This window comes from Candidatus Poriferisodalis sp., from assembly GCF_965215815.1.
Classification (GTDB): Bacteria; Actinomycetota; Acidimicrobiia; order Acidimicrobiales; family Poriferisodalaceae; genus Poriferisodalis.
In genome coordinates this window covers 577,163-601,467 of sequence record NZ_CBDCEO010000013.1, presented here as the reverse complement: position 1 = coordinate 601,467, position 24,305 = coordinate 577,163, and the positions used below count along the sequence as shown (strand labels likewise).

Below are 24,305 nucleotides of genomic sequence, written 5' to 3'. Positions count from 1 at the left end.
AGCCCCGCTGGCGACAGTGGCTCGCCGACCGCGCTCCAGCCACCGACTGACCCCGTCCCCGAGGACCGAACCGTCTCAGTCCGGGTACACCTGGGTGCGGCGGCGCTTGAGCATGCGGTCCTTGACGCGCCAGCCGTCGGGCGTGCGCACCACCAGGTCGTGATACGAGGCGGTCCCGACCTTGCCGCCGCCGATCAGGGCCAGGATCCGGAACTTCAGTTCCACACCGTCCGCCGTCTCGTTCACGTAGATGTTGGTCATCGTGTGGGTGCGGGGATGCTCGGCCTCGTCGGCCATGAAATCCCGAATCGCCGTCAGGCCCTCCAGCCGCGGCGCACCCAGATCGGTCAGGTCGAACACCGCATCGTCGGTGAAGATCGTTCCCAGCCGATCCCAGTCACGGTCGTCGATGATGTCGCCGTAGCGGCCCGGCAGCTCGTGCAGTTCGAGGCGGTCAGCAGTATCCATGGCGTGACCCTACGGCACCTGCCTGCATCCCGGCCGCTGTCCGAGGTGTCCCTCAGCCGAGCGTTTCCGGCAAGCCGGCGACGCGAACCTTCAAACGAAGAACCGGTTTGCCATTGCCCGCTGGATCTCGTATATCGAGCCTTCTAGGGGTGCGGGCGGAAGCGGCATCCGAACCGGCACTGACGTCACTCGTGGCTCGATCGTGGGCTCACCGGCAACAATCATCCGATCGAAGCTGGCGATATCGCCGATCGGATGCACCAGCGGAAACGCGTCGACCGCTGCGAACTGGAACAGCAACAGATTCCGTGGGCGCGCCGACCGGTTCGGGGCCGAGCCGTGCACGGCTCGCACGTGGTGAAACGTCATCGAACCCGCGGTGCCAACCAACGGGACGGCCGTCGAGAAATCGATCGGGTTCTGGACCGGGTCGATGGCTCCGCTGAAGTAACCATTCGCATGGTGGTCGAAGATCTCACCGCGGTGACTTCCTGGCAGCACACACAGCGGCCCATTGGTCTCGTCAACGTCATCGAGCAGGACCCCGACGGCGAGCAGATCGTCATTGGTGTGCGGGTAGAACGCCCAGTCCTGATGCCACTCGACCGCTGAGCCGCCGAGGGCAGCCTTCATGTTGAGCTTGCTGGTCTGGAAACGAACTCCCGGTCCGAGCAGTTGGGTCAGCACGTCCAGCAACACAGGATGGCGAAGCAGCGCCGCCACACTCGGCATGACCGCGTCAGGGTTCTTGATCCGCCTGACCTTCGGGGCCGCCGGGGTGTGGTCGTCCTCGAGGTCGTACACGTCGTCGTTCTCGGTTACGTCCGACGCCTTGTCGACTAGTTGTTCGAGCTCACGGCGGATCGGTTCGAGTTCCGATTCGGCCAGGACGTCCGGTACGACCAGATAGCCCTGTTCTTCGTACAACGCCACGTCCACACGAGTCATGACGGTCGTCATCCCCAAACCATAGGGCCGATGCCGCAGCCAAGCCTGTCGTTTAGCGTGAGGGCCGGCGCCAAGCAAAGTGAGTTCCGGGGGGATGCGTGATGGGCAAGTCCAACGTGTCGCAGCCGCCCGATGAGGTGTACGGCTCTCCCATGGGCGGCCAGTAGATGTCGGCAGACGATGTGCGCCCGCTGGCGATCGCAGGCCGAGTTCTGATCGATCGAACCGTCACCGACGAGGGCGTCGTCCTGCTGGCAGGCGACAAGATTCTGGCCGCAGGCCCGCGCGGCGGGATCGAGATTCCGGCGAACGCACGTCGCGTTGACGTGCCCGATCGGATCATCTCGCCTGGCTTCATCGACGTGCACATCCATGGGTCGGGTGGGTGTTACGCCGAGGACGACCCGGTCGGCATGGCCCGTCATGTGGCGAGCGGCGGGTGCACCTATTTCTTGCCGACGCTGATGACGAACGAGTTGTCCGCAATGGTCGATTCGGCCGCCAAGATCCAAGCCGCCTCCGGGCCCGTCAGCGATGGCGCCACCATTGGAGGCGTCCACCTCGAGGGACCATTCCTCAATCCCCGATACGGCGCCCAGCGTCCCGATTTCGTTGTGGAGGCAACCCCCGATGCCGTCGAGGTGCTGCTCGAAGCGTCGGGTGGAGCGCTGGCAATGGTCACGATCGCCCCGGAACAAAGCGGAGCCATCGAGGCAATCAGGCGGTTTGCTGCCGCAGGCGCCGTCGTGTCACTCGGCCATTCGGACGCGACACAGGCTGACTATGCAGCGGCCCGAAGCGCCGGCGCCACTCATGTCACTCACCTCTTCAACGCCATGGTACCCAGGCAACTGCAGGAATCGAACAGCTACGACGGAACCAGGCGAGTCGGTCTGGAGGAACTCGCCCTCGTCGACGACGACCTCACCGCTGACATCTTGTGCGATTCGGCTTGCGCCCACGTGAACGAAGCACTGGTCAAGCTCGCATTGCGGTGCAAAGGCGCAGCCAACCTGGCGTTGATCACCGACGCGATGTACGCAGCCGGTCTGGAACCCGGCGTCCATCAGATGAGCGACGGCCAGGAGCTGGTGACGAGCGCGGATGAGGATGTGGCGCGGCTTGCGGGCGGTTGGCTCTGCGGGAGCGTGATGTCGATGTCGAGCGCTGTCCGGAATCTCGCAACTGTGGCCTCTGTCCCCGTGGATGTCGCGCTAGTGATGGCGACCGAGGCGCCCGCGAGCACACTCGGGATATTCGACCGCAAAGGCAGCCTCGCTGCGGGCAAAGACGCTGACATCACGGTGCTCGATCCCGAAGGCAACGTCCAGCACACGCTTGTCGGGGGTCAGCTCGTGTTCTCGACCGAACCAGAGGCGTTCCGATGACCGACGAGCAGACGATCGCAGACCTGCGCGACCTGTTCCCCGTCGTGGATCACTGGACGTATCTCTACAACGGCAGCATCCATCCGATCGCCCGGCCGGTGGCCGCGGCGATGAACAACGTGGTCGACGAATGCGCACGAGGAGGCGAAGATGCCTTCCACCTCGGGTACGAACGATTCGTCTTGCTGAAGGAGCGGCTGGCAGGGTTACTCCACACCACCTCGGACAACATCGTGATCACCGAATCCACGACTGCCGGCCTCAATCTCGCCGCACAGATTCTCGCCCCGACGCCCGAGCAGAACGTGGTGCTCACCGATCTGGCGTTCATGTCGAGCACGTATCAGTGGCTCGCGAGCAAATCTGCGATACCCGATATCCGGTTCGTCGAGCAACGAGCCGGACGTGTCGCTTTCGAGGACATCGAAGCGACGATCGACACCGAGACCGCATGCGTGTCCATCTGTGCTGTCACCGTCGGGAGCGGTTTCCGATACGACTTGGCACGGCTGACGAACCTGACTCAGGCAGCCGCGGCTCCGCTGGTCGTCGACGCGGCGCAAGCGCTGGGCGTGATCGACGTCGACGTCGGTGCGACACCCGTGGATTTCCTGGCCGGCACCACGAGCAAGTGGTTGATGGGACCCACAGGTGTCGGATACCTCTACGTGGCCGATCAGCATCTTGGTGCGACGCCGCCCACCGTCGGCTGGATGTCAGCTGCGAACGTCGACGATTGGGACGTGCGCAATTGCGAACTGCACGACAACGCGAGCCGATTCCAAGGGGGCATCCCCAATCTTGTCGGCGTCGCAGGAGCCTTGGCCGGCGTCGATCTGTTGAACGAGATCGGACGAACCTTCATCGAACGGCGAATCAGGGACCTGACGCAGTATCTGTTGGACGAGCTGAGCCGGCTGGGCCTTGAGATCTGGACGCCGCTACCCGCCGCCGATCGGGCGGGCATCGTGTTCTTCCGAATCCCCAATGCCGCCGAAGTTCACCTCGAACTGAAGGCCGAGCGCATCTATTGCGGCACCTTCCTCGGCGGCATTCGTTGCGACCCGACCTTCTACAACACCCAAGAAGAACTCGACCGGTTCCTCGCCGTCATCGAACGATCTGCCCGACGAGCCCCGGGAACGTAAATCAATCCGCCAAGAAATCCTTGACGATCTCGCCCCAGTTCTCGGTCATATCCAGCTCGATGTAGTAAGCGCCGAAGTACTCGAGCGGCGTGAAGTCCGACAGGTCGTAGACGGGCGAAGGGTTGAACTGCACCACGCCGTCGCCCGCCCTGCAAACATGCACCACCACGTCGGTGGTCGCACCTGTGACGTCGATCAGTTGCATCACGTCGACGCCGTTGCCGTCGGCGCGAGGGATCACCTTGAGCCGCCACGCGGGTTCGCCGGGCGGCATCTCGTCGGGTGTCGCCTCGCGATGCATTGTCGAGCGGACGCTCATCAGTGTCGTCCCGCCGACGAACGTGTTCGTGTACATGACGCGCTCATCGAACGCGATCTCGAAGTCTGCGTACACCTTTGGCGTGCCGTAGATCTCGCGGCCCGCGGGAATGCTGGACTTGGAGTTGAGGAACACGACAGGCGCGAACCAGCCCTCGGCGCCCTCATAGGTGCACTTCACCGACAGGACGCTCTCGTCGAATGCGCCGTAGTTGGCAGACCACGGCACGGTCAGGCCGATGGCGTCACACATGCCGTCGGGGCTCGGCTCAAAGCACTCCGGCAGGACCCTGTCGATCGCGTCGAGACTCGCCCGAAAGTAGACGTGCTGGAACTTGGCGCCTCGATAGCGCGCCGGTGGTGCCGGGAAGTACGGCGAGAACGCCGGCATCGACGTGATCTGGTCGAGAGGAATGGCCATGGGACCGGCTGTCTCTGGCGTGTCGAAAGTGAGCAACCGTAGCCCACACCTGCGCCTAGGTTTCCAACTGATGGACGTCTACGGTCAACCGCCCGATCGCTCTGGACTGCTGGCCCATGTCGGTCAGATGTCGCAGGTGGGAATCGGGGCCCGTGGTTTCGGGAGCGGGTCGGACGCAGTAGCGGAGCATCTTCGACGCCACAGCTGACCGGTGGACCCGACCCGTGGGCTCCCGCATACGTCGAGCCCACGGATGCCCAGGAACGGGGCGCTCAGGCACCGATGCTCGCCGCTCCTTCGATCCTCCCGATCCTTCGATCATTGCCCCGCGGTTACCATCCCGCGATGTGGCGTTTTGCCGAGCTTCTCGGGATTGATCCGTCAGTCGCGGTCAGCCTCGGAGAGGGCGACACGCCGCTGCTGCACGCCACCGGTTCGCAGCTGAGCGGGCCCGGTGGTCCCACGGTTTCCTTCAAGGCCGAGTATCAGAACCCCACCGGCTCGTTCAAGGACCGAATCGCGGCCATGTCGAGCGCGATCATTGTCCGGGACGGGCTCGTCGGTGCCATCGGTACCTCGTCTGGCAATGGTGGGGCTGCGATCGCGGCCTACGGCGCCCGAGCCGGATACCCCGTCATCTTGTTCACCATCTCGGGAATCGTCGATGGCAAATTGGGCCAGATCGTGGCCCACGGAGCTACGGCGAACATCGTCGCCGAGTTGGGCTCCGCTACCGGCGGGGCACTAGACGCGGCGGAGAGCATCGCCGCAATGGCCGCCGAGCAAGGTTGGCTCGCGTTCCTCACCGGTGCGCGCTACGCCCCCGAAGCCATGCGCGGCGCTGAGACGATTGCGTTCGAACTGATCGAACAACGTGCCACGGCAACTGCGATCTATGTTCCGATCGGCGGCGGCGGCCTGCTCGCATCCATTTGGCGGGGCTACCGGCGCATGGGCGTGGGAGTGGGCGCGGGCCAGGAGATTCCGCGCTTGATCGGCGTGCAACCCGCCGGCTGCCCGACCCTCAATCGAGCGCTCGCAGGCACGCTCGATCCGTTCGACGAGGCGCTCACCACCACCATCTCGGGACTCCAGGTACCGGTCCTGTTCGACTTCGACGCCACCACCGCGATCACCGACACAGGGGGGCACGTGGTCGAGGTGACCGATGAACAAGCCTGGGATGCCCAGCGGATCCTCGCCCGCCAAGAGGGGCTGTTCGTCGAGCCGGCGGGCGCCACCGCACTCGCCGGGGTTCTGTCCGATCTGGAAGCGCACCGGATTGCGGCCGACGACGACGTGATCGTCATCCTGTCCGGTGCAGGGCACAAAGATGCGGTGTCGGCCGCACGACTTGGTGACGACAACCCCCCGCGCCACATCACGGCCGCCGACATTGGGTCCGTGCTCGCAGAATTCGAGGACTCGCCATGATCGATCACACGCGGCGAAGGGTCTCGGCAGGAACTGCTGGCGGATTCGATGTGTGGACTGCTTCGGCCGTCGAAGACGGTCCCAACGTCGTGGTGCTCGGCGGAATCCACGGCGACGAGACCCAAGGCGTCTTGGCAGCGGGTCGGCTGGCGATCGACGACACCCGTTTGACCCGCGGCAGTATCGCGATCGTGCCGATCTGCCACGAGGCGGCATTCGAAGCCGACAGTCGCATCAGCTCCATCGACGGCGGCAACCTGGCACGGGTCTTTCCGGGAGATTCCAGCGGCAGTGCGACCGCCCAGATTGCGCACCACCTCTTCACCGAGGTTCTCTCCGGAGCGGACTTGTTGATCGATCTGCACACGTCGGGTCAGGACTACGACATGCCGTTCCTGGCTGGCTACCAAGCAGACACGATCACGGCTGACTCCTTGGCCAAACAGGCAGCCTCGGCGTTCGGCGCAGAGTTCTTGTGGCGTCACCCGGGCCGCACAGAAGGCCGTTCGGTCAGCGTGGTCGATCAGGCCATCTACGTCGAATGCCCAGGCGGCGGGCCGGTGAGTTCCGCTTCGGTCGACGCCTACGTCACCGGCGTTCGACGCGTCCTCGCCATGATGGACATGGTCACCGGCGCACCGCCCGATCCGGCCAGCGCACCGATCGGCGTCACCGGCGGAGGCGATCTGGATCGCGACATGATCTCGGTTCGCCACGAGGGCCAGTTCCTGACCGATCTGGCGGGTGGAGCGAAGGTGGAAGCTGGTCAGCTCCTGGGAACGGTCGTCACCTCCGGCGGGCAGGTACTCGAAGAGGTGCGTGCCCCGGAAGACGCCTGGGTGATGGCCGTCAAGCGACGCCCACCCGTGGTCCGCGACGATCTCGTCGTCTGCCTGGCTGCCAGCGACAGCAATGTCGATTATCGCGGCCGGGCCGGGATTGACCTCAAATGAAATGGTCTCGCCCACATATTCGTCAATGTTGATTTTCAGGGAGCGTACACACATCGACAACAAGCTATGTATCGTCCACAGCAATGCTCACTTGGAGTCCCAATTCGAGTCCATTTGCTCGATAGTCAACTCCTTCAGTAACCCTAATATCGTCGAATAGGGGCTCTTCGCGTTTTAGCGTGGAGTGAGTGTGTCGAGCAGGCTCCAGTCGGGCTTTCCGGCGTAGAGCAGGACGCGGATGCGGTAGTGCTCGAAGTTGGTGATCCCGAACGACACGCGCTTGATGAGCTTCGCCAGATTGTTGGCGGCCTCGGTCGGTCCGTTGGACACGTGTGATCGGTGCCAGTTGGTGATCTGGGTCCGCCAGCGGCGCAGAGTGCGGCCGAGGCGGTTCAGCTCGGGGCTGAACGCTTCGTCTTGGAGATCGCGGGCGAGCTCGTCGAGCGCTTCGACGGCGAGCTTGCGGCTGGGGACCCGGTAGACGAGCCGCAGGGTCTCCTTCGCGTGCCACGCGTCGCGGACCTCGCCTCGTGGGTCCCCGGCGGCGAGCAGGCCGCGCAGCTTCGCATGGCCGGTGTCGGTGACGCGCTCGGCTGCGGTGAGCAGCAGCCGCCGTATCCGGTACAGCGGGTCGCCTTTGGTGCCGCGCCCGCCGGTGGTCTCGTTCTGCACGCGGCGGCGCACATCGTCGACGGTCGTGTTTGCGAGCTTGACCGCATGGAACGGGTCCGCGACCTGTTTGGCGTGCGGCAGTGCCGTGCTGAACGCCTTGCGATACGGGCCCGACAGGTCCATGACCGCCCAGCGCACTCGCTTGGGCCATCGCACCGTGCGGGCACGGATCCATCTGGTCGCCCCCGCAGCGCTGCGACCAGGCACGATGTCGGCCAGCACGCCCCTTCGGGCGTCCACAACAGTGGTTCCCCAGTGCTTTCGGCGGTATCGGCCGCGTCGGAACATCAAGATCTCGTCCAGGCCCAACGCGGTGACCCCGTCGATGCGTTCTGTGTCCGCTTCGAGCAATGCCCGGCCCCACCGATGCACCGCTCTCATCACGGTGTGCCAGCCGATGCCCAGCTCGGCGGCGATCTCGCTGACGGCTCGCCCAGCACCCGTTCGGCGGGTCGCGTGCCGCGCAGCCCGAGCAGTCACCCGCGCCCTGGGCGGAGCGATCCGCGGCTCTTGGTCGGTGAACGTGCACACCGCGCACGATCCGTCGGGGCAGCGCCAGCGGCGCTTGTTCCACACCAGCCGCACCGACCGGCCGAACGCCGGCAGGCCCGCCAGGCTCACCGAGCTCTCGCCGTGAGCCCACACCGGTCCCCCGCAGCCTCCACAGCACGGACGACCCGTCAGAGCCACCTCGATCTCCAGCGGGCCGCCCCGGCGGCCCCCGACCCCCAACACCGCCACACCAGGACCCAGACCGACGATCAACCACAACGCACGCGTAAGGTCAACAGCCACAGGGATCCTCCCGAATCGGGGCATCGAACACCACCGATTCTGGGGGATCCCTCCCTATCCGGCCGGGACCCTCACCCAACTACTCCACGCGCAAAGACGAAGCGCCCGAATAGGTCACCCCGATATCGGTTGTGCTTGCCTGGGACAGGCTCAGGGCAAATTCGACGGCTTGGCCTTCGACTTCAGCATCGCTCGGGCCGAATGCATCGAACGACATCACCGGCAGGGGTGATTGTGCGCACGACACGGTGGCGCTGCCGAGCCACAGCGCCCCAGCCGTCGCGAAGGCGACGACAGCGAGCAGAGCGGCCCGAACTTGCTTCCTCCCGAATCGGGGAACCGGAGAATCTGCAGCCGTGCCGCGACCACCCACCCGCGTCCGGCACAGGATCTGCCGGTGCCGCAGTGGACCAACGCGCCGGCCGCGGCAGCCACACCACCGCTGTCCTGCCGACCACGAAATCGCCTACTGCCGTCAACAGAGCACGGCCACCCCGGCCGTGACTCAACAATCCGAGTCTCTACATCACTGTGAAGATGCGCGCGCGGTGCTTCATGGCGCTTGCGTTCTAATAGTTGCCATTATGCTTATGCAAATTCTCCCATGCCGGCATGACCTTCAGGAGCATCGATGAAGCCTTCAGCAGGCAAGAAGCGTGCGAGCCGGCTCGTGGCCGCGGTAACCGTGTCGCTGCTGCTCGCTGCGCTGATTCCGCAAGCACCAGCTGGAGCCACGCACGATGCGGGCCGGCTTCAATACTGGTCGCAGTCCTTGTCGATGAGTCCTCATGACCGGGTAACCACTGCCGCGCCCAGCAGCCCGGATCACTATTGTGATGTGACTTTGAAGGCTAAATGGCGCGCTTCTGGTCAAACTCACTACCAAGTGCAGCACAGTATCCGCGAAGGCTCAGAGACCCACACGGCCCCGTCGGGGGACGAGGTATCGAACAAGCCATATCCAACCGGCGACCCCAACCACTCGGGCCTGTCTGAAGGATGGTCCCTATGGGAGACATTCGGTGGTTCGGCGATGATGGAGATGTCTAATCAGTCGCACCGACGTACCTATGCTTTTGACGATCCCGGCGACGGGGTGAGGATGCGAGTCCGCGTGAAATTTGGAGGCAGCAATGCTTGGAGCGGTTGGTCGGACCGCCTCATGTGGACTCGCGGCTACCAAGTTTATCTCGCCGACAATGGCCACATTGCATTGGACAATACGCTGCACAAGAACGAATTGTCGAGGCAAGGGTGCTTGGGTCGGCTGTAGCACCGTTGCTGCCAATGGCGCAAGCGTTTTACCGGTGACTACGCACGTCTGAGCCGGTCAAGCTTCGGTGCCGAAGCAGCGCCAGACCTTCCTCCTCAGCCTAAGTGTCCTCTCACACGCACCGCCTCTTGCCCATCAATGGCGCGCGTCTGAAGGTTGTGATCTAGGCGTTTGCATTCGAATGCGGGGTTAGTTGTCGCGAGCCGCGGGATAGTAATCATTATTATATTTACTTGTAGCATTGGCGTGTATGTGGCGTCGTGTGTTTGTCTCGTTGGCGGTGGTGTGTCTGGCGGGTGTGGCGCCGGTGGCTGCGGTGGGTGCGTCTGAGCATTTGGGCGCGGTGGAGGTGGTGCGTTTGGGGGGTGCGGATCGGTATGGCACGTCGTTGTTGGTGGCCGAGGCGGTGGCTGCTGATGCGGGGGGTTCGTTGGAGTGGGTGGTGGTGGTTTCGGGCGAGAGCTGGCCTGATGCGGTGGTGGCGTCGGCGGCGGCGGGCGAGCTGGGCGCCGCGGTGGTGCTGACGCCTTCTGGCGGTGTGCGCGCGGACGCGTTGGAATTCTTGGCGCGCACGGGTGTGTCGCGTGCGTTGGTGATCTCGACGGGGGCTGCGGTGTCGTCGGGGGTGGACGCGCAGTTGGCGGCTGCGGGTGTGTCGGTGGAGCGTGTGGGGGGCGCGGACCGCTATGAGACGTCGGTGGCGGTGGCTCGCCGTTTGGGGGCGCCCGGTGTGTTGGGGACCCAGGGCCGCACGGTGCTGGTGGCCAGCGGCGAGGTGTTCGCCGATGCGCTGGTGGCAGGGCCGCTGTCGGCTCATGGGGGCCATCCGGTGCTGTTGAGCCCCCAGGACGCGTTGCATCCGTCGGTGAGCTCGTATCTGGGCCGGTCGGGGGCTGATCACGCGGTGGTGCTGGGCGGCACCGCGGCGTTGGCCGCGCAGGTGTCCGACGCGGTGGCGGCGTTGGGGATCGGTGTGCAGCGCGTGGCGGGCGCGACGCGTGTGGGCACCGCGACGCGCACGGCTGCGTTGACCGCCGCCCAGATGGTCGATGGCTGCCCGCGGCGTGCGCAGCTGGGCCTGGCGCGTGCCGATGTGCCCTTCGACGCGTTCGCGGCGGGACCGCTGCTGGCGGGGCGCTGCGCGGCGCTGGTGCTCTCGGGGACCCACGAGGTGCCCAACCTGACCGCGAGCTACATCAACCGGGTCCGCTCAAAGAACCTCGACGGCGTCACCGTGTACGTGTTCGGCGGCAACGCCGCCATCGCACAGACCGCCGTCGACGACTACCTCGAAACCACCGAACAACCCGACAACGGAGGCGGCGGCGGCGGCAGCAGCAGCAGCGGAGGCGGAGGCGGAGGCGGAGGCGGAGGCGGCGGAACCGTCGTCAACACCGATTTGCCCGGGGTGCCCTCGGCACCGACAGAGTCCACGGCGACGGCGACGTCGCTGACGATGATCTGGGCCGAGCCCACCAACACCGGCCCGCCGATCACTGGGTACAACGTGCGATACCGCCTCTTGGGCGCCACAACCTGGACCGAGAACGACTTGGGTACGACGAGCATCGAGGTCACAAGCCTCAGCCAGGACACCTGGTATGAGTTCCAGGTAAGAGCAATCAACGCAGAGGGGCAAAGCGGCTGGTCCAGCAGCGGCACGGCCAAGACACTGGAAACATCGGGACCGGGCAACAGCTTGCCGACGTTCACCAGCTCATCGGAGGTGAGCGTCGCTGAGAACTCCGCATTGTTGCACCAGGTCACAGCGGTCGATCACGACGTCAGCGACACGATCGTGGCCTACACGGTGAGCGGAGGCAACGACGCAAGAAGCTTCCAGTTCGGCACGCGCGGCGACTTCGACAAATTGAGCATGCGCGTACCGTTGAACTTCGAAGTCCAGCGTTCCTACGAGGTCGTGGTCGAAGCGATCAGCGGAACCGGAACGCGCGAGCGCACGAACACCCAGACCATCACCGTCACCGTCACCGATGTCGACGAGCCACCCGCAACACCGCAGGCACCGCGAGCGCCTCAGGTGACCACGTCATCGGTGACCATCAAGTGGGACGAACCCGCCAACACCGGCCCGCCGATCACCGGCTACGAGGTGCGATACAAGACATCGAGCGCGACCGTGTGGCACACCCAGCAGTCCAACGGCACTGACCGCACTGCCACCATCTCAGACCTGTCCGAAGGCAACTCCTACGAGTTCCAAGTGCGTGCCCGCAATGACGACGGCCTGGGTCCCTGGTCACCGTCGGTGACCCGAGTCCCCAACGCCGTGGCTCGCATCACCAGCGCCGCCAACGTCACCGTGGACGAAGGCGAGATGCTGGCATACCAGATCACAGCAGTCGACGACGACTCCCAGGACAGCATCACCGGATATGAGCCAATCGACCATGACTCTGACCTCGTAGATCACGAGAACGAGGATTGGTTCGTCCTGGGCATCGACAGCTCAGGTGCGCTGTGGTTCCGTGGTTGGGATGGCCACAACGCAATTGTCGATTACGAGCGTGTGCTGCCGCCTCGAGTGCTCGAAGTGAGCGTCCGGGTGTTCTCCGGCACCGGTATCCGCGAAACCTCAGCGGTGCACACGGTCAGCATCACTATCAACGACACCTCAGAGCCAGTCGTCGAGAACCTCCGGGTGACCGACCAAGGCACCTCGTGGATCGAATTGGCATGGGACGAACTTGCAGACCCTGACGTAAGCGCCGAGCAATACGGGGTGGCGGTGTTCACGTCTCCGCCGACTCCCTCTAGCTTCTACGCCCAGTTCGAGGCGGTGTGCTGCACCCATCTGGTGACAGGCCTGGTGGCCGACACCACCTACTACATCATGATTCTGTCGGCGGCTGACGGCACGCGCCTTGATGTCTTGACGCTGACGGTCAGTATCTGATGCGTCATGAGCGCGTCGGCGAGATGACCGGGTGGGCGGTCAGGGGTTTGCGAGGGTGCGGCGGGCGGCGCGGGCGGCGGTGTCGGTTCGGGTGCTGCCGGTGATGCGTCGAATGTCGGCGCTGGGGTGGGGGTCCCTGACTTTGGTGGAGGCGTGATGTTCGATTCATGCTCAAAAGGTGGTGAGTGTTGTGGTGTAGGTGCCTGTCTGGTCGGTTCGGCTGATGATGTCGATGTAGTAGGTGCCAGGCGTTATGACGGTGAGCGTGAGGCTGGCGTTGTTGTCGACGCCGCCGTCGTCGCTGCCGATGCTGTTGGCGAGGTCGTGGCCTGAGGTCGGGTCGAGCATGGCGGTGTCGGCGAGGACGTCCCCGTTGTGGTCCCGCACCCTGAACAGCGGGTCGGGCTGTGTGCCGCCGTAGTCGGCTGCGGCGGCGCCTTTGACGTCGATGCGGTAGGAGTTGCCGGCTTCGAGCTCGAGCCTGAGCCAGTCGCCGTCGCTGGCAGAACCGATGCTGCCGGTGGCGGGGTCGCCGTCGGCTTGGAGGTATCCCGCTGTGCGCGTGGAGTCGGAGAAGTCGTAGGCGCTGTGGTTGACATCCGAATGGTTCTCCGACACCGATGTCTTGGGAACGTTGCGGTGGCCTGCGGTCACCACGGTGTAGCCGCTGTGGGTGCTGGCGTCGTCGAAGTGCGCGGTGACCCGCAGCAGCCGGATCGTCATCTCGAACGCGATCGTCTCGACGGTGTCTGCGACTTCGGCCGCGGTCAGCCGGTCGTTGTGTCCCGACGGATCCCGGCTCGGCACCGTCATCAGCGTCATCTGTGTGTCGCCTTCACCCGATGGAGCACGATTGACCAGGAAGGTGGCACCATCGTCGGCGTTGAGCAGCGACACAGGCCCGGAGTCACGCACAGGGCTCGTGCACTGCCACGCCCAGGTCATCCCGTTGTCTGTGCTCCGCGGAAGGCAGCTTTTCGCCCCCGGAACCGCGCGTATCTGACCTTGTCCCTCGGTCCAGGGCGGGACGCTTTCCTTGGTGTGGGCGTCCCTGAAGTTCGACCGCTGGGTCATGTCGACTTGCTGGATCGAATAGCGGACCACAACAGCGGCCTGGTCGGCCTCCCACGCCGACCAGTCGAACCAAACCTCGCCGCGCTCGGTGTAGGCGGCGACGCCGAACGGGTTCACCGCGCACTCCAGCACGTCGCCTTGCGGGCTGCCCTCGGCCATGAAATGGCGGCAGTCCTCCATCGTGGCCGGCGGGAACTCCGGCGCAGCCAACTGAGGCTGGGCCAGCAACGGCGGCGCGTCTGGCGCCTCGATGGTCGGCGCCGGCGCGGCCTCAGCGGCGGCGGTGCCGGTCGCGGTGTCGCTCCACGGCGAGTTGTCCCCGGGCCCGAACCTGGCGCGCACCTGCACGCTGTAGGAACCCCCGGGCGTCAGACCCGACACCACCAGCGACGGCTCAGACGGGAACGCATTCCAATCGGAATCGCTCCTGATCCGGAACGACTCGCCCTCAGGCGCCCAGCGAACCCGATACTCCGCCGGCGCCGGCGACGGCGCATCCCACACGACCGACAGATCGCCCGCGCTGTCGCCAGCCGCCACGGTCACCCCCGACACCGCAACGCGGACCTCCTCCGCGCCGGCGAACGCCCCAGACGGCACCAACAACACCCCGGCAACCACTGCGAACCCAACAGCAGCACGAAATCCTCGAGGCCAACAGCGAACCTTCATGGCTAACTCCAGTTATAAGACGAACTATGACCAGAACAGTATTCGCCTCGGCCAGCGGGCCAAAAGTGTCTGGCACACCAGACACCAAGCGTCGGGGCGGCCCGAATGTGCCCGTGGAGCGACACCACCAAACCCGTCACAGACAGCTCGAAAACAACCGCGCAAAATGACGTTGGACAACAAATCGTCTGACACCATGCTGCGCGGCCGCCGTCACGAACAGGCCCCGACGGGCGTGCCCGACCGCCTCGCCGACAAAACGACCGCCGCGACCGACGGCAACCCGCACATCCACCCAACAACGCGCGATCTACGCGCGAATTCGCCTGCAAAGGGCCTGTCACCACGACCACCAGCGCGGCGCTGACTCGAACGCTGAGTCGGGTTCAACGCTGGCGGCTGCGATGGAGCCGAGGCCTTCAGAACCGCTGTACTCGGGTGGCGGGGCCTGTCGGACGCTCCCTTGTCAAGCGGCGAGTGTGTGGGTGTGTTGTCGGGCGGTTTCGTCGCGCCACATGCGGCGGGCGGCGCGGGCGGCGGTGTGGACACGATCGGCGCCGGTGAGCCGCGAGACACTGGCGTGGGTCACCGCGGCGATCATGTCCTGCGTGCTTTGGCTGATCGCTGCTGTGCCCCCGATGAGGATCACTCGGGCGACCTGATAGTCGCGCAGCAGCGCCGCTGAGGCTTCGGGCCAGCTGCGACCGGTCCGGAACGAGCGACGTGACCTCATAGGAACCTGCAGCCTGTGGGGCAAGGTGTAGATCACCGCGGAGCGGCCGCTGCGCGCGGCCAGCGCGGCTGCCGCGCCGATGTCGGGCGGCGACCAGCCGTTGGCCACCACCAGCGTGACCCCGCCGACGCGTCGTCGGCTTCCCAGGCGACATCTCATGTGGCATGACTCCATCCTCGTATCCAAGATCAGGAGCCTCCAACCAACCCGGGGTGATTCAGGGCGATTCAAACGGCCTCATCGGAGTTTTGGGAGATCTGCGATGAGAACACAAATAACCATTATTGCAAGCTCAAATTGAACCACTTCGGGTTTCGCGCGCGCTCCACTGAGGCGACGATCAACCCCGGCTTGGCTTGCTCACTCGTCGCCTACGGCCACCAACCTCTGGGAATCACTCATCTAGTGGTGAATCCAACCACCGTCCACGGCAACGACTTGGCCGGTCACGAAGGCGCTGTCGTCGGAGGCCAGATAGACGAATGTGCCCGCGAGGTCTTCCGCATAACCCCGTTGCGGGAGGGACTGGAGTTCGGCCAGACGCTTGGCAAGTTCATCCTCTGTCTCTGTTTCGATTTCGACTTCGTACTCTGTTCTGATTGCGCCGGGCATCACGCTGTTCACCCGGATCCCATCTCTGCCGACTTCGCGAGCCAAGGCCCGAGTGAGGCCGATGACCCCTGCCTTCGACGCCACGTAGTCGAGGCTCCCCGCCATGCCCAGATCGACCGTGACGCTCGTCACCGTGATGATGCTCCCTCGCCCCTTCCGGAGCATTCCCGGATGCACCGCCTTGGCGCACAGAAAGGTTCCGCGAACATTGACCGCCATCGTGCGGTCCCATTGCTCGACGGAAATCTCGTTCCACGCCGAGCGTTTCGCATACGCAGCGTTGGCAACGAGCACATCAACATCGCCGAAGGCACTCTGGGCGTCGGCGACCATCGCCTCGACTTGCGCTGGGACTGTGATGTCGGCCACCACCTTGATGGCGGCACCCCCCGCGTCGGTGATACGAGACACGACGTCGGACGCCATGGCGTCCATGCGTTCGTCGGGGATCGTGTTGATCACCACACTGGCGCCTTCACGGGCGAACGCCTCTGCGGCCGCGGCCCCGATGCCACGCGATGCTCCGGTCACCAGTGCGACGCGATTGTCAAGTCTTCCCACTGTGCCCCCTTAGGACCTCACCAAGCTGGTGGCTCGAGAGGCCTCCACCAGCGTGCGGGTGTAGTCGGTCTTGGGATCGGTCATCACCGCAGCGGTCCCGCCGGCCTCGACGACCTGCCCGTCCTTTAGCACGACGATCTGTTCGCACACGCGTGCGACCACGGCGAGATCATGAGAAACGAGCACCAGCGTCAACCCGTGGCGCTGCTTCAACCCCATCAACAGATTCAGCACCTGGGCCTGGACAGACACGTCAAGGGCACTGGTGGGCTCGTCTGCATAGAGAACATCGGGTCTCACCGAGAGCGCCCGGGCCACGGCGATCCGTTGCAATTGTCCACCTGAGAGCTGATGCGGATAGCGAGAGAGAACTTCGCCGCTGAGTCCCACATCCTGGAGCCAGTTGCGGAGTTCCGCTGCCTCGGGCTTGCGCTGTTCCAGCGCCTTCGTCGGCTCGGACAGCGAGGTCTTGATTCGCAGCCGAGGGTCGAGCGAGCTGGCAGGACTCTGAAAGACGATCTGGTTGCGGCGGTGGAATTCGCGACGATCCTGCGACAACCAGTCCCTCACTGATCGGCCGTCGAAGGTGATGCGGCCCCTCGAGGGAACGAGCAAGCCGCACAAGAGCCGCACGAGGGTCGACTTGCCGGACCCGGACTCGCCGACGATGCCGACGGTCGAGCCTGCAGGCATCGTGACGGCAATGTCGCGCAGCGTCCAATCCGCGTTGGGGTCGCGCCGCCGCAGATGGGCGTGATAGTCGAAGTAGAGCTGGTTGGCCTCGAGCAGAAGGGTCATTGGCGCTCGCTCGCCAGTGCAGCGTCGCCCGAACCGATGGCCATCGCTGCAGAAACCGGGTTCCAGCATTTGAACGAGTGCTCGGCCGTCATCTCGGTAATCGGCGGTTCGACTGCACACTGCTCGATCTCGTGTGGGCAACGGCCTCGAAACCGACAGCCCGGCAAGAATGCACCCAACGGGGGCACGGAGCCCTTGATCGTGACGAGCGGTTTGCCGAGGGAGGCGTTGATGTCTTCGGGGTGGCCGGGGTTGACGCTGATGAGCGCCTCGGTATAGCGATGGCACGGTGAGGCAACAATGTCGTCGGCTGGACCCGTTTCGACGAGGCTCCCGCCGTAGAGAACTGCGACGTGATCCGAGATTGCCTCGATCACACCAAGGTCATGGCTGACGAACAGAACCGCCATGCCTCTTTCAGCGCTCAGGCGCTCCAGCAGTTCCAGGATTTCCTTCTGAACCGTCACATCCAGGGCAGTCGTGGGTTCGTCGGCAATCAGCAGCTTGGGGTCGCAGGCGATGGCCATGGAAATGAGAACTCGCTGCTGTTGGCCCCCTGACAGCTGATGGGGATACCTGCGGGCCAAGACTGCAGGATTCGGCAGCTGGACTTGCTCGAAGAGTTCCACAGTTCGCTTCTTCACGTCCCTGGAAGGCACCGTGTTGTGGAGTCGCAGAGCCTCTCCGACCTGCTTGCCGACCCGCATCGTCGGGTTCAGCGCCCGCAGCGGGTCCTGGAAGATGACGCCAATCTCGGAACCTCGAATATTGGACAGATCACGCTCGGACCGGTCGACCATCTCGACGCCCAAGAACTTGATGGAGCCGGTCACCACTGCGTCGCGGGGCAAAAGGCCGATGATGCTCATCGCGGTCATCGTCTTGCCCGACCCAGACTCGCCGACAAGCCCGAGGCGCCGACCGGCCGGAATCGACAAGTGCTCGATCGAAACGATCTGGTGTGCCCCGATCGAGATGGACAGATCGTTGATTTCGAGCATCACACACCAGCACCCTTGGCGGTCTGCTGCGGATCGAGATAGGTGCGCAGGCCATCGCCGAGGAGGTTGAAGCCGATCACGGCGACCATGATCGAGACCCCGGGGATGATCATGAGATAGGGGGCCTGATCAAGGAGTGGCTGGGCTTCCTTCAGCAGACGGCCCCACGATGGGGTCGGTCGTTGCGCACCGATGCCGAGATACGACAACGCGGCCTCGACGAGGATCGCGATCGCGAACATGACGGATGCCTGGACGATGATGAGCGGGCCGATGTTGGGCAGGACGTGTCGGAAGAGGATGAATTTTCGAGTCCGGCCGTACGCCTGAGAGGCCTCGACGAAGTCGCGTGAGAGGATCTGGCGCGCTGGCCCGATGGTGACTCGGGCAACCGTCGGGATCAACCAGAACATGATGGCGATGATCGCCGTCGTGTTACCCGGTCCGAGCGACGTGGCCAGAACGAGTGCCACCAAGATTCCGGGGAGGGCGATGCCGATGTCGGTCACGCGGCTCATGATCCGCTGCTGGAACGGGCGGGCTCCGGCGGCAACCAAACCGAACAGCACGCCAGGAATAATCGACGCGATCGTCGAGACAACGCTGACCAGCAACGAATTTCGTGCGCCCGCCATGATCTGGCTCGTCATATCGCGACCGAGCTTGTCGGTGCCCAGGAGATAGCCGTCTGATCCTGGGGGCAAGAACTGGTTCGGGACATCGACTTTGTCGAGGTCGTACGGCGTCCAGAACAGCGACACGAGACCGACGACGACGATGACGGCAACGATGACGCCACCGATCACAAGCTGTGGCGGCATCCACCGTTTCGAAGCGCTACCGGCACTCTCGAACACTTCGAGCTCATCGGCGTGCGGCGCGGACATCTCGGGCGCCGAATCCTCGGACGCCGAATCCTCAGGTGCCGACTCCTCAGGCGATGGCGGTTGGTCGGTCATGCCATCGGGGCCGATCGACCGCTATCGCGGATACGTGGATCCAAGAGTCCGTAGGCGATGTCCATCAGGAAGTTCAGCGTGAGGATCATGAGCATCAGCACCAGCGCCAGCGACTGGACGGACAATGGCTCGCGCCCCCCGACGGCCACGACCAGCATGCGACCGAGCCCCGGCAATGTGAACACGTTTTCGATGACCACCGCACCGGCCAGCAACGAGCCCAGTTGAAGGATGGTGATGGTCACGAGCGGAATCGATGCGTTCCGAATCCCGTGGCGCCACGCAGCTCGCCTCAGCGTCAGACCCTTGGCCTGAGCAGTTCTGATGAAGTCTTCATCCAAGACTTCAAGCATGCCTGAGCGCACGTAGCGAACGAGCACCGCGCTCAGCGGTATTGCGAGAGCGAACACCGGCAGCGTCAACGATTTGGCGCCTCTCACGAAGTCTTCTGTGAGCGGGACATACCCGCCTGCGGGCAGCCATCCCAAGTGCACGGCGAACAAGGTGACCATCAAGAGGCCCAACCAGAACGACGGAATCGCAATGCCGATCTGGGACAGGATGTCCACCCAGGTGCCACGCCAGTCTTTGACATGAATGGCCGAGAAGGTCCCGAGCACGAGAGCGACGATCACCGAGATGATCAACGACGAGAACGCCAGCGTGAAGGTCAAGGGCACGCGAACCCAGATTTCGTGTGCGATGTCGAACTCTGCGGCATAGGACGTGCCCATATCGCCTTGGAGTACGCCGCCTATCCACTCCAGGTATTGCTGCAACAGGGGTGCGCCCAACCCCATCTCGGCGCGTAGCGCCTCCAGCGCCTCACGGGTTGCGGTCTGCCCAAGGATGACGGTTGCGACGTCACCCTTGAGCATCCGCAACAGGAGAAAGACGATGATTGAGCCCATGAAGGCGGACGCCAACAACGAGATGATGGCGCGAACCAGAACTCGAACCATTCATCGTCCTATTCCGTGGTTCCTGGTTCCTCGTTCTACTCGAGGGACAGGTAACCGAGGTCGAATTCACTACCAGCGGTGAACAGCTTGACACCCTGGAGATCGGCACGCACAGCGACAGCTTGGAGCTTGGCAACAATCGGGATCAGGAAGCCGGCGTCGGCGTGCATCTCCACCGCCTGTCGCCGCAGCTCGGTCGTGACCGCCGAGTCGACAGCTGCGTCCCCGTCGTTCAGCAGTTGATCGAACACCGGATCGCAGTGCAGGGTGAAGAAGCCAGGACACTTCCAGGCATCGATCGTGCTTGGACCGCTCAACGATGTGAACGTGTAGTCGGCGGTCTCGCCGAGTATCTCATCGATGTAGGTGGTGAGCTCACGGCCTTCGAGCTCGACGGTGAAGCCGGCCTCGCTCAGCTGTGCAGTCACGACTTCCTGAATCGGCGGGAACTCGGCGATCGTCAGGTACTTGAACGGGATCACCAAGCCCGGGACCCCGGCCTCTTCAAGCAGTGCGCGGGATTTCGCCGGATCGTATTCATAGGGGCAGTAGTCGCTTGCCCACGGCTCGTTCGGCGGATTGACGAAGGTGCACGTCAGTTTCCCGAGCCCGGCGAATGCGGCATCGACGATCGGCTGGCGATCGACGGCGTGGTTGACCGCTTGGACGACCAACGGGTCTTGGAAGATCTCCGCCGTCGCGTTCAGGCTGAGGTACGAGATCTCGAATCCTGAGACAGTCAGGATCTTGAAGTCGTCCTCTGCGTCGATTTCGTCGACGCGATCGATGCCCTCGCCAAGGATTCCTGCTACGCCGTCAATATCACCAGCGAGCAATGCGTTCAGGCTTGCGGTCTCGTCGGTGATGAAGCGCCACGTGACGTCGGAGAAGTACGGCTGGTCGCCCCAGTAGTCGGCAAACCGATCCATATCAACGGAGACGTCAGGCTTCCACTCGATGAAGATGTAGGGGCCAGTACCGATTGGGCCTTGGGCGATGTCGTCGCCGGTACCTTCGGGCACGACTGCCGAGCTGATCCTGGCCATGCCATTGAGGAACGCTTGGCTGGGCTGAGTGAGCGTGACGACGACCGTTCGGTCGTCAGCCGCCTCGATCGTGTCAACGGCGTCGAACGGCGTGGTGATGTCCCCCTCGCCCCCTCGGTTGTACTCGAGCGAATAGGCCACATCACCGGCGTCGAGATCGCTGCCGTCATGGAACTTGGCCTCGCGGATCGTGAACGTGTAAACGGTCCCGTCCGTGTTGACGGTCCATTTCTCGGCGAGCATCGGAGCGACGCTGCCGTCCGCTTGCTTCTCGACAAGCGTCTCGACGACGTTGTAGAGAAGCGGCGTCTTGATGGCCGTCGCTCCGTTCGTGACGTAATCCCAGTTCGCCGGCTCCTGCGCGACAGCGAGAGTCAACTCCCGGACTTCGGCCGGTTCGTCAGCGGGTTCGTCAGCGGGTTCGTCAGCGGGTTCGTCAGCGGGTTCATCGGCGGCGGCGGCGGCCGTATCCGCGGTCGAACCTCCGTCGTCGTCTGATCCGCAAGCCGCTGCGAACAGTGCGAACGCCATGAGCAGACTGAGAATCAGCCAACTCCGTTTGTTGGTCCTCATGAGGTGATCCTTTCTGGATCGTGTATTCACGCTGCCTCACAATCCGTTCAGGATCGCAGCGGCCAGCTTGTTGAATTGGGTCTTCACGCCAGATTGGTCACGTCGTTGCCAGTGACTGTTCGAACAGTGTTGGCCCATGATGGATACCGCTCTCAGCGGCATTGCTGCCACCTTGAGAGGTGCCATCACTGAAACCTGAGTTTCACTGATTAGAACCGTAGTTCTATCACCACCCCCGGTCAAACGCCGTGGGCCGACAGTCAGGTGATGCGCTTGCCCCGGTCGATGGCTCCCTCGTAACCGATCCGTTCCTGCAATGCGATCGCCGTCACAGCGCTCTCGACGTCGCGGGGCGCCATCACCTCGCTGGGCGGCTCCAAGAGCCGAAAATGTCCGTATCTGTCCTCGCCCGCAACGAGATGTGCCGACGTCGTCACGCCTGACACCTGTCGCATCGATGGGGCGACGTACCGAATGGCCAACCCGATGCGTCGGTCAGCTGACGCATTTGGATTCGACGAATGGAACAAACGGCCGTCGTGCACAGACATCTCGCCGGGCGCAAGCGTCACATCGACCGCGTCCGCCTCATCCACCTCAACTGCCAACTCCTGGCCTCGTGAGAGCATGTTCGACTCTTCGAAGGTGTCGCGATGCTCGACGATCTCACACCGATGACTCCCGGGTACAAACCGCATGCAGCCGCTCTGGGTTGTCGACGGGCTGAACGCGACCCACGCGGTCGCCTCGTGTGCGTCGTCGTATCCCCAATACGTCAGATCCTGGTGCCAGCTCACGAACGCGGGCGTCGCGGGCTCTTTGATGAAGAAGTTGGCACTGATGACCAGGAGGTCGTCGCCCAGAATCGCCTTGACCGGCTCGAGCACCGACGCCAGGCGCGTGATCTCGTCGATGAACGGGAGCACGGTATTCGGGTTTCCCCGCAAGATCCTGCTCATGACGGCGTCGTCAGCGTGCGCGGCCTCGACCGATTCGAACATCGCCCGGTATTCGGCCGCGCGATCTGGGGTCATCGCCTCCACCGGGAAGACGTAGCCGTCTGCGTCGTACGACTGTCTCATCTGCCGTGTCTGCCTTGCGTTCTCGAACCCTCGACGGTCGAAGCTACAATCGGCTCAGGGCTTGACGGGCAGCTGCGAGGGTCTGGTCAATCAGGGCGTCGTCATGTGCGGCCGACACGAACCACAAGCCCCGACTCGTCGGTCTCACTCCGAGGTCCTGGAGGCACGCGAGGAAGCGCGCCCCAAGCGCATCGTCGGAGTTGGCCGCGAAGTCCGCGCGCGACGCCACAGCCCCAGCTTTCCCGAAACGGGTCTGGCACAGAGAACCACCGATGTGATCGACGGCGAGCCCGACACCGAGTTCGCGATCGAGCTGGCGCAGGCCATCGACAAGACGACAAGTGAGGCGATCCATCTCTGGGTACGGGTCGCTGTCGATCAGAAACCGGAGCGTGGCGATGCCGGCCGCCACCGAGGAGACACCCGTGTTGTAGGTGCCCGAGTGATTGATCTTTCCACGACCGACACCGGCCAGCAGGTCGGTGCTGGTGCCGAGCACGGCGAGCGGGAACCCAGACGCGATCGCTTTGGCATAGATCGAGATGTCTCCGTGAATTCCGTAGAAGCCTTGGGCACCGCAGAGTCCCAGGCGGAATCCGGTGATCACCTCGTCGACGATGAACAGCGCTCCGTGCTGTCGGCACAACGTCTTGACACCTTCGAGATAGCCCGGCGTCGGTGGGATCAGCCCGGTGTTGCACATCACCGGCTCCATCAGGACACAAGCGACATGGCCGGACTCGAGGGCCTGCGCCACCTGTGCGATGTCGTTCCACTCACACAAGATCACGTCGGTCGCAGCCGAGACCGACTGACCCGCTGTGAGCGGCACGGCCTCCATCGGCGGAGCGGTGACGGTCATGTCGACGAAGAGCGGATCGAGCCAACCGTGGTAGTGGCCGGTGAAGCGCACAACTTTGTGACGGCCGGTCGCTGCCCTGGCGATTCGGACGGCCAACAGATCCATCTCTGTCCCGCTCATGCCCATCCGGATGCTCTCGATCCAAGGCAGCACGCCGACGAGGGTCTCGCCGAATTCGGCTTCGAGCGGGTGTTGCCCAGCGAAGAGCTGGCCAGTCGAGAGTGACTGCTGCACAGCGGCGGTCACCGCCGGGTGGTTGTGGCCGAGGATCATGGGTCCCATTCCGGCCGCATAGTCGATATAGACGTTGTCATCGACATCCCACAGCAGCGCTCCGTCGCCGCAGACCATCGTGAGCGGCACGGGCGCACCGTGCAGACGAACATTCGAGTTGACGCCCCCAGCGATCACCTTCTGGCGCCGAGCGTGCTCTTGTCGGCTCTGGTCGTAGCAGGGAATGGCCTCGGTTGTCATCTTCCACCTTTGTTGCGATGAGCGATTCAGGTCTCGCCCGAGATGGGGATCGTCGACTCACACGCGACGCTGTCGAGTCGGTAGCAAAGCGAGCGCGCGACTGAGCGTGTCGAGATACACCATATCAATCACTGCAACACAGATTCCACACTCTGAAACCA

The 24,305-nt window shown here is 64.0% G+C and carries 21 protein-coding genes; 6 read left to right on the top strand and 15 right to left on the bottom strand.

What is annotated here, in order from left to right; translation table 11 throughout:
• Nucleotides 1-75: 75 nt before the first annotated feature.
• Complete coding sequence (locus ACOOHB_RS12530) at nt 76-468, bottom strand: nuclear transport factor 2 family protein (protein ID WP_420445176.1); 393 nt, start codon at nt 466-468, stop codon at nt 76-78.
• Between the two features lie 90 nt (nt 469-558).
• Nucleotides 559-1,428, bottom strand: a complete 870-nt coding sequence (locus ACOOHB_RS12525; RefSeq protein ID WP_420445175.1) for a phytanoyl-CoA dioxygenase family protein — start codon at nt 1,426-1,428, stop codon at nt 559-561.
• 155 nt (nt 1,429-1,583) lie between these two features.
• Here ACOOHB_RS12525 and nagA point away from each other — a divergent pair, with 155 nt between their 5' ends.
• Nucleotides 1,584-2,804, top strand: a complete 1,221-nt coding sequence (gene nagA / locus ACOOHB_RS12520; RefSeq protein WP_420445174.1) for an N-acetylglucosamine-6-phosphate deacetylase — start codon at nt 1,584-1,586, stop codon at nt 2,802-2,804.
• Entirely contained in the window at nt 2,801-3,952 is a 1,152-nt protein-coding gene (locus ACOOHB_RS12515; protein WP_420445173.1) for an aminotransferase class V-fold PLP-dependent enzyme, read from the top strand. Before nagA ends, ACOOHB_RS12515 begins: the two co-directional genes overlap by 4 nt.
• A 1-nt stretch (nt 3,953) precedes the next feature.
• On the opposite strand, the gene ACOOHB_RS12510 is transcribed toward ACOOHB_RS12515, so the two are convergent.
• Nucleotides 3,954-4,691, bottom strand: a complete 738-nt coding sequence (locus ACOOHB_RS12510; protein ID WP_420445172.1) for an acetoacetate decarboxylase family protein — start codon at nt 4,689-4,691, stop codon at nt 3,954-3,956.
• Between the two features lie 345 nt (nt 4,692-5,036).
• Between ACOOHB_RS12510 and ACOOHB_RS12505 the strand changes: the two genes are divergently transcribed.
• Together ACOOHB_RS12505 and ACOOHB_RS12500 are read left to right on the top strand one after the other, a co-directional pair.
• Complete coding sequence (locus tag ACOOHB_RS12505; protein WP_420445171.1) at nt 5,037-6,125, top strand: pyridoxal-phosphate dependent enzyme; 1,089 nt, start codon at nt 5,037-5,039, stop codon at nt 6,123-6,125.
• Nucleotides 6,122-7,078, top strand: coding sequence for a succinylglutamate desuccinylase/aspartoacylase family protein (locus ACOOHB_RS12500; protein ID WP_420445170.1), 957 nt, complete (start codon nt 6,122-6,124; stop codon nt 7,076-7,078). Before ACOOHB_RS12505 ends, ACOOHB_RS12500 begins: the two co-directional genes overlap by 4 nt.
• A gap of 174 nt (nt 7,079-7,252) precedes the next feature.
• Here ACOOHB_RS12500 and ACOOHB_RS12495 read toward each other — a convergent pair whose 3' ends face one another.
• Entirely contained in the window at nt 7,253-8,545 is a 1,293-nt protein-coding gene (locus ACOOHB_RS12495) for an ISL3 family transposase (RefSeq protein WP_420445169.1), read from the bottom strand.
• A 79-nt stretch (nt 8,546-8,624) separates the two neighbouring features.
• Nucleotides 8,625-8,762 carry a hypothetical protein gene (locus ACOOHB_RS12490; protein WP_420445168.1) on the bottom strand — a complete coding sequence of 46 codons (138 nt, stop codon included), beginning with the start codon at nt 8,760-8,762 and terminating at the stop codon, nt 8,625-8,627.
• Between the two features lie 414 nt (nt 8,763-9,176).
• On the opposite strand from ACOOHB_RS12490, the gene ACOOHB_RS12485 reads away from it, so the two are divergent.
• Both ACOOHB_RS12485 and ACOOHB_RS12480 read left to right on the top strand, forming a co-directional pair.
• The gene (locus ACOOHB_RS12485; protein WP_420445167.1) at nt 9,177-9,818 is read left to right on the top strand and encodes a hypothetical protein; all 642 of its coding nucleotides are present in this window, start codon (nt 9,177-9,179) and stop codon (nt 9,816-9,818) included.
• A 250-nt stretch (nt 9,819-10,068) separates the two neighbouring features.
• Entirely contained in the window at nt 10,069-12,735 is a 2,667-nt protein-coding gene (locus ACOOHB_RS12480) for a fibronectin type III domain-containing protein (RefSeq protein WP_420445166.1), read from the top strand.
• Nucleotides 12,736-12,906: 171 nt separating this feature from the next.
• Here ACOOHB_RS12480 and ACOOHB_RS12475 read toward each other — a convergent pair whose 3' ends face one another.
• From ACOOHB_RS12475 to ACOOHB_RS12430, 10 genes are all read right to left on the bottom strand, one after another.
• Nucleotides 12,907-14,481 (bottom strand): fibronectin type III domain-containing protein, encoded by a 1,575-nt coding sequence (locus ACOOHB_RS12475; protein WP_420445165.1) that lies wholly within the window; start codon nt 14,479-14,481, stop codon nt 12,907-12,909.
• Nucleotides 14,482-14,947: 466 nt separating this feature from the next.
• A complete protein-coding gene (locus ACOOHB_RS12470; RefSeq protein WP_420445164.1) occupies nt 14,948-15,373 on the bottom strand; it encodes a hypothetical protein in 426 nt (141 codons plus the stop codon).
• Nucleotides 15,374-15,616: 243 nt separating this feature from the next.
• Nucleotides 15,617-16,387: an SDR family NAD(P)-dependent oxidoreductase gene (locus ACOOHB_RS12465; protein WP_420445163.1), complete on the bottom strand. Its 771-nt coding sequence runs from the start codon at nt 16,385-16,387 to the stop codon at nt 15,617-15,619.
• A gap of 9 nt (nt 16,388-16,396) precedes the next feature.
• Nucleotides 16,397-17,185, bottom strand: a complete 789-nt coding sequence (locus ACOOHB_RS12460) for an ABC transporter ATP-binding protein (RefSeq protein ID WP_420445162.1) — start codon at nt 17,183-17,185, stop codon at nt 16,397-16,399.
• On the bottom strand, nt 17,182-18,186 hold the full coding sequence (locus ACOOHB_RS12455) for an ABC transporter ATP-binding protein (RefSeq protein WP_420445161.1): 1,005 nt from the start codon (nt 18,184-18,186) through the stop codon (nt 17,182-17,184). Before ACOOHB_RS12455 ends, ACOOHB_RS12460 begins: the two co-directional genes overlap by 4 nt.
• On the bottom strand, nt 18,186-19,145 hold the full coding sequence (locus ACOOHB_RS12450; RefSeq protein ID WP_420445160.1) for an ABC transporter permease: 960 nt from the start codon (nt 19,143-19,145) through the stop codon (nt 18,186-18,188). Before ACOOHB_RS12450 ends, ACOOHB_RS12455 begins: the two co-directional genes overlap by 1 nt.
• Nucleotides 19,142-20,107: an ABC transporter permease gene (locus ACOOHB_RS12445; protein ID WP_420445159.1), complete on the bottom strand. Its 966-nt coding sequence runs from the start codon at nt 20,105-20,107 to the stop codon at nt 19,142-19,144. The genes ACOOHB_RS12450 and ACOOHB_RS12445 overlap by 4 nt, the downstream gene beginning before the upstream one ends.
• A 35-nt stretch (nt 20,108-20,142) precedes the next feature.
• Nucleotides 20,143-21,726, bottom strand: coding sequence for an ABC transporter substrate-binding protein (locus ACOOHB_RS12440; RefSeq protein WP_420445158.1), 1,584 nt, complete (start codon nt 21,724-21,726; stop codon nt 20,143-20,145).
• 260 nt (nt 21,727-21,986) lie between these two features.
• Nucleotides 21,987-22,808: a phytanoyl-CoA dioxygenase family protein gene (locus tag ACOOHB_RS12435; protein WP_420445157.1), complete on the bottom strand. Its 822-nt coding sequence runs from the start codon at nt 22,806-22,808 to the stop codon at nt 21,987-21,989.
• 43 nt (nt 22,809-22,851) lie between these two features.
• On the bottom strand, nt 22,852-24,144 hold the full coding sequence (locus ACOOHB_RS12430; protein ID WP_420445156.1) for an aspartate aminotransferase family protein: 1,293 nt from the start codon (nt 24,142-24,144) through the stop codon (nt 22,852-22,854).
• Nucleotides 24,145-24,305: the final 161 nt, after the last annotated feature.

Excerpts from the sequence above, each read along its gene's own strand:
- ACOOHB_RS12475 (WP_420445165.1), bottom strand. The coding sequence starts at position 14,481 with ATGAAGGTTCGCTGTTGGCCTCGAGGATTTCGTGCTGCTGTTGGGTTC.
- ACOOHB_RS12450 (WP_420445160.1), bottom strand. The coding sequence starts at position 19,145 with ATGACCGACCAACCGCCATCGCCTGAGGAGTCGGCACCTGAGGATTCG.
- ACOOHB_RS12460 (WP_420445162.1), bottom strand. The coding sequence starts at position 17,185 with ATGACCCTTCTGCTCGAGGCCAACCAGCTCTACTTCGACTATCACGCC.
- ACOOHB_RS12445 (WP_420445159.1), bottom strand. The coding sequence starts at position 20,107 with ATGGTTCGAGTTCTGGTTCGCGCCATCATCTCGTTGTTGGCGTCCGCC.
- nagA (WP_420445174.1), top strand. The coding sequence starts at position 1,584 with ATGTCGGCAGACGATGTGCGCCCGCTGGCGATCGCAGGCCGAGTTCTG.
- ACOOHB_RS12435 (WP_420445157.1), bottom strand. The coding sequence starts at position 22,808 with ATGAGACAGTCGTACGACGCAGACGGCTACGTCTTCCCGGTGGAGGCG.
- ACOOHB_RS12470 (WP_420445164.1), bottom strand. The coding sequence starts at position 15,373 with ATGAGATGTCGCCTGGGAAGCCGACGACGCGTCGGCGGGGTCACGCTG.
- ACOOHB_RS12500 (WP_420445170.1), top strand. The coding sequence starts at position 6,122 with ATGATCGATCACACGCGGCGAAGGGTCTCGGCAGGAACTGCTGGCGGA.
- ACOOHB_RS12515 (WP_420445173.1), top strand. The coding sequence starts at position 2,801 with ATGACCGACGAGCAGACGATCGCAGACCTGCGCGACCTGTTCCCCGTC.
- ACOOHB_RS12510 (WP_420445172.1), bottom strand. The coding sequence starts at position 4,691 with ATGGCCATTCCTCTCGACCAGATCACGTCGATGCCGGCGTTCTCGCCG.
- ACOOHB_RS12530 (WP_420445176.1), bottom strand. The coding sequence starts at position 468 with ATGGATACTGCTGACCGCCTCGAACTGCACGAGCTGCCGGGCCGCTAC.
- ACOOHB_RS12480 (WP_420445166.1), top strand. The coding sequence starts at position 10,069 with ATGTGGCGTCGTGTGTTTGTCTCGTTGGCGGTGGTGTGTCTGGCGGGT.
- ACOOHB_RS12455 (WP_420445161.1), bottom strand. The coding sequence starts at position 18,186 with ATGCTCGAAATCAACGATCTGTCCATCTCGATCGGGGCACACCAGATC.
- ACOOHB_RS12430 (WP_420445156.1), bottom strand. The coding sequence starts at position 24,144 with ATGACAACCGAGGCCATTCCCTGCTACGACCAGAGCCGACAAGAGCAC.
- ACOOHB_RS12490 (WP_420445168.1), bottom strand. The coding sequence starts at position 8,762 with ATGTCGTTCGATGCATTCGGCCCGAGCGATGCTGAAGTCGAAGGCCAA.
- ACOOHB_RS12525 (WP_420445175.1), bottom strand. The coding sequence starts at position 1,428 with ATGACGACCGTCATGACTCGTGTGGACGTGGCGTTGTACGAAGAACAG.
- ACOOHB_RS12440 (WP_420445158.1), bottom strand. The coding sequence starts at position 21,726 with ATGAGGACCAACAAACGGAGTTGGCTGATTCTCAGTCTGCTCATGGCG.
- ACOOHB_RS12505 (WP_420445171.1), top strand. The coding sequence starts at position 5,037 with ATGTGGCGTTTTGCCGAGCTTCTCGGGATTGATCCGTCAGTCGCGGTC.
- ACOOHB_RS12485 (WP_420445167.1), top strand. The coding sequence starts at position 9,177 with ATGAAGCCTTCAGCAGGCAAGAAGCGTGCGAGCCGGCTCGTGGCCGCG.